The organism is Pseudomonas sp. P5_A2_2, from assembly GCF_054177685.1.
Genome location: NZ_JBGCUL010000399.1, coordinates 1 through 4029, shown reverse-complemented (window position 1 = coordinate 4029; position 4029 = coordinate 1). Strand labels below are relative to the sequence as shown.

The 4029-nt window shown below is 61.2% G+C and carries 4 protein-coding genes; 3 read left to right on the top strand and 1 reads right to left on the bottom strand.

Annotated elements, in window-relative coordinates; genetic code table 11:
* Window positions 1-36: 36 nt before the first annotated feature.
* Entirely contained in the window at window positions 37-945 is a 909-nt protein-coding gene (locus ACXRVY_RS19185) for a LysR family transcriptional regulator (RefSeq protein ID WP_223463199.1), read from the bottom strand.
* Between the two features lie 106 nt (window positions 946-1051).
* Between ACXRVY_RS19185 and ACXRVY_RS19180 the strand changes: the two genes are divergently transcribed.
* The 3 genes from ACXRVY_RS19180 to ACXRVY_RS19170 form a co-directional block, all read left to right on the top strand.
* Window positions 1052-1648 (top strand): short chain dehydrogenase, encoded by a 597-nt coding sequence (locus tag ACXRVY_RS19180; protein WP_223463198.1) that lies wholly within the window; start codon window positions 1052-1054, stop codon window positions 1646-1648.
* Window positions 1649-1758: 110 nt separating this feature from the next.
* A complete protein-coding gene (locus ACXRVY_RS19175; RefSeq protein ID WP_458237995.1) occupies window positions 1759-2427 on the top strand; it encodes a COG3650 family protein in 669 nt (222 codons plus the stop codon).
* Between the two features lie 95 nt (window positions 2428-2522).
* On the top strand, window positions 2523-4029 hold a 1507-nt coding region (locus ACXRVY_RS19170), incomplete at its 3' end, for an NAD(P)/FAD-dependent oxidoreductase (protein ID WP_458237994.1).

Genomic DNA, 4029 nt, shown 5'->3' with positions numbered 1-4029 from the left:
GAGCAAGCTCGCTCCCACAATGGTCTGTGTGATGGTTTAGAGCCGATCCAGCACCTCCCCACTGCGCTTGAACCACCCGATCAGATAATCCGCCAGCACCTGCGTGCGCTTGGGCAATCCGCCCTGATACGGATGCACCAGATACATCGGCATGCTGCGGGTCTGATAATCGCGCAGCAGCCATCGCAAACGCCCCTCCGCCAGCTCCGTTGGCAAACAGTAGGACGGCAGGCGTGCAATACCGGCACCGACCAGCGCGGCTTTCTTCAAGAGGTTGTAGTGGTTGCTGGCGAACGGACCCGACACCCGCACCCGCAATAACTCGTGCTGCTGGTGATACAGCCATTCTTCGCGGCCGCTGTAATGGCTGTTGAGCAGGCAGCGATGTTCGGCCAGCGCCTGGGGCGTTTGCGGTTCACCGTATTGCTCCAGATAGGCCGGGCTGGCACAGGTCAGTTCTTGCCACGCCAGCAACGGACGCGCCACCAGTCGCTGGTCAATCGCCACGTCAGAACGAATCGCCAGATCGAAGCCGTCGCGGGACAGATCGCGGTAGCTGTTGTTGAGCTCCAGTTCGATCTGCACTTGGGGATACTTGGCGGAGAACTCCAGCAATAAGCCATCGAAGAAGGTTTCCCCGAGTGATACCGGCACCGTCATCCGCACCGGGCCGGCCATGTCGTCCTTCAGCCGCGCCAGGGCCTGACGCGCCCGCTCGACTTGCACCACCAGCGCCTGCGCCTGTGGTAACAACGCAGCGCCGGCTGCCGTCAGGCTCAAACGGCGAGTGGTACGCTGCAACAACACCACAGAAAACTGCGCCTCCAACTGGCTGATGCGCTTGGACAACTGGCCTTTGCTGCAACCGAGCTGTTGCGCCGCCAAAGTAAAACTCCCCGCTTCGATCAACACCGCGAACGCCGCCAGGTCATCCATCTCGCTCATGGATTGTTTCCATTTGAAAACCAAAGGTTGCCTATTAGTGCGCTTATCTGCAGAAAAAACCACCCTAAACTGAAACCTCGTTCAACCCACACGAGGATCAGCCCCCATGAAAATTCTTTTGATCGGCGCAGGCGGCACCATCGGTTCGGCTATCGACAAAGAACTGTCGCAACGCCACGAAATCATCCGCATCGGCCGCACCAGCGGCGACTATCAGGTGGACATCAGTGACAGCGCCTCGATTCGCAAACTGTTCGAGCAGACCGGAAAATTCGATGCACTGGTGTGTGCCGCCGGCAACGTGACCTTCGCACCGCTCAACGAGATGACCGAAGAAAGCTTTGCCCTGGGCTTGAAAGACAAGCTCATGGGCCAGGTCAATTTGCTGCTGATCGGCCGTGAGTTCGCCAATGACAGCGCATCGTTCACCTTCACCACTGGCGTACTGAGCCACGATCCGATCCGTAGCGGTGTTTCGGCCTCGCTGGTCAACGGTGCGCTGGACAGCTTCGTTCGCGCCGCCGCCATCGAACTGCCGCGCGGCCTGCGGGTGAATTCGATCAGCCCGAATGTCCTCGTCGAAGCCATGGGCAAATACGCGCCGTACTTCCGTGGATTCAAGCCAGTTCCTGCGGCGGATGTGGCCTTAGCCTACGCCAAAAGTGTGGAAGGGTTGCAAACCGGTCAGACCTTTCATATCTGAAGACCGAACAACCCGAGTTGTACCAGTGCCTGTACAAAGTGGAGGCAATAACGGGTTGTGATGAACGGTCAGCCTGAGTAACGTGGCGGCACTTGTCAGGAGACCCCAAGATGCGTGTTGCCCGTTCCTTAGTCCTCGTTGCCCTGCTTCCGCTGTTCGCCGCTTGCCAGTTGTTCGAGGGTGAACGGCAGAGCGCCTCCCATGTCGGCCAGACACGCATGCAAGGCCAGCTGACCGCGGCGGACGGCAAGCTGCTGTTCCAGCCGTGCAACCAGGCAAACCGGTATGTGGTCAACGACACGGGGGCTACCAGCGTCCTGCAGCAGGCCGCAAACCTGGCGGACAAACAGGGCAAGCTATTTGCCGACGTGCGTGGGCGGGTTGTCGCCGGCAGCGGTGGTGACGGCCAGCTCGATCTGGAGCAGCTGTACCGCGTCGAGCGCTCGGGCACCGCATGCGAGGATCCGAATTTCAAGCAGCTGATCCTGCGCGCCGCCGGCCATACGCCGGAGTGGAACGTGAAAGTCAGCGGCAAAGGCATGGTCATCGACCGGGCCGGTCAGYCGCCGTTGGCCGTGCCTTACGTCGAGGAGCAACTGGGCGATGGCCGATTCAACCTCAGCACCGAAGCCAACAACCAGCACATCGAACTGTGGGTTGCACCGCAACGTTGCGTCGACAGCAGCACCGGCAGCATCCAGCACATGAGCGCCGAGCTGCGCATCGACGGCCAGGTACAGCGCGGCTGCGGGTATTTCGGCGGATCGCGCGACGACTGATCGTTTAAGCCTCACGGGCCTTCGCCTTTGAGGCTTATAATCGCGGGCTTCAAACGCCCTGGCGCAGTTGTGCGCCCCGCGAACCGGATCCCGCCATGTTACGAATCACCGAACTCAAGTTGCCGATCGACCATCCCGAAGAAGACCTGCGCCCTGCCATCGTGCAGCGCTTAGGGCTTGCCAGTGATGACCTGCTCGATTTCACCTTGTTCAAGCGCAGCTACGATGCGCGTAAAAAGTCCTCCGAGCTGTGCTTCATCTACACCATCGACCTTGAAGTTCGCGACGAGGCGACGGTGCTGCACAAGTTCGCCGATGACCGTAACGTCAGCGTGGCGCCGGATGTCAGCTACAAAGCGGTAGGCCAGGCACCGGCCGACCTGAGCGCGCGGCCGATCGTCGTCGGCTTCGGTCCGTGCGGGATTTTCGCCGGGCTGCTGCTGGCGCAAATGGGCTTCAAGCCGATCATCCTCGAGCGCGGCACCGAAGTACGCCAGCGCACCAAGGACACCTGGGGCCTGTGGCGCAAAAGCGTGCTCAACCCGGAATCCAATGTGCAGTTCGGCGAAGGCGGCGCGGGGACATTCTCCGACGGCAAGCTCTACAGCCAGATCAAGGACCCGAAGTTCCTCGGTCGCAAGGTCCTGCACGAGTTCGTCAAGGCTGGTGCCCCGGAAGAAATCCTCTACGTCAGCAAGCCGCACATCGGTACGTTCCGTCTGACTGGCGTGGTGGAAAACATGCGTGAGCAGATTCGCGCCCTGGGTGGCGAAGTGCGCTTCCAGCAGCGGGTCACCGACGTGTTGATCGAGGACGGGCAACTGGTCGGCGTCGAACTCAACGGCGGCGAGCAGATCCACTCGAAACACGTGATTCTGGCCCTTGGCCACAGCGCCCGCGACACCTTCCGCATGCTTCACGGCCGTGGTGTGTTCATGGAAGCCAAGCCGTTCTCGGTGGGTTTCCGCATCGAGCACCCGCAGTCGCTGATCGACCGTGCGCGCCTGGGCAAATACGCCGGCCACCCGAAACTGGGTGCCGCCGACTACAAGCTGGTGCACCACGCCAAGAACGGTCGTTCGGTCTACAGCTTCTGCATGTGCCCGGGCGGTACGGTGGTGGCGGCGACGTCCGAGCCGAACCGTGTGGTCACCAATGGCATGAGCCAGTACTCGCGTAACGAGCGCAATGCCAACTCCGGGATCGTCGTCGGCATTACCCCGGAAGTCGATTATCCGGGCGGCCCGCTGGCCGGTATCGAGCTRCAGGAACGCCTGGAATCCCACGCCTTTGTGCTGGGCGGCAGCAACTACGAAGCCCCAGCGCAACTGGTCGGCGATTTTATCGCGGGCAAACCGTCCACCGAACTGGGCAGCGTCGAGCCGTCCTACAAGCCGGGCGTTGCCCTGGGTGATCTGGCGCTGGCGTTGCCGGCGTTCGCCATCGAAGCGATTCGCGAAGCCTTGCCAGCGTTCGAGAAGCAGATTCGTGGTTACTCGCTGCACGACGCGGTGTTGACCGGCATCGAGACCCGTACCTCCTCACCGCTGCGCATTACCCGCAACGAGTCGTTGCAGAGCCTGAACGTGAAAGGCTTGTTCC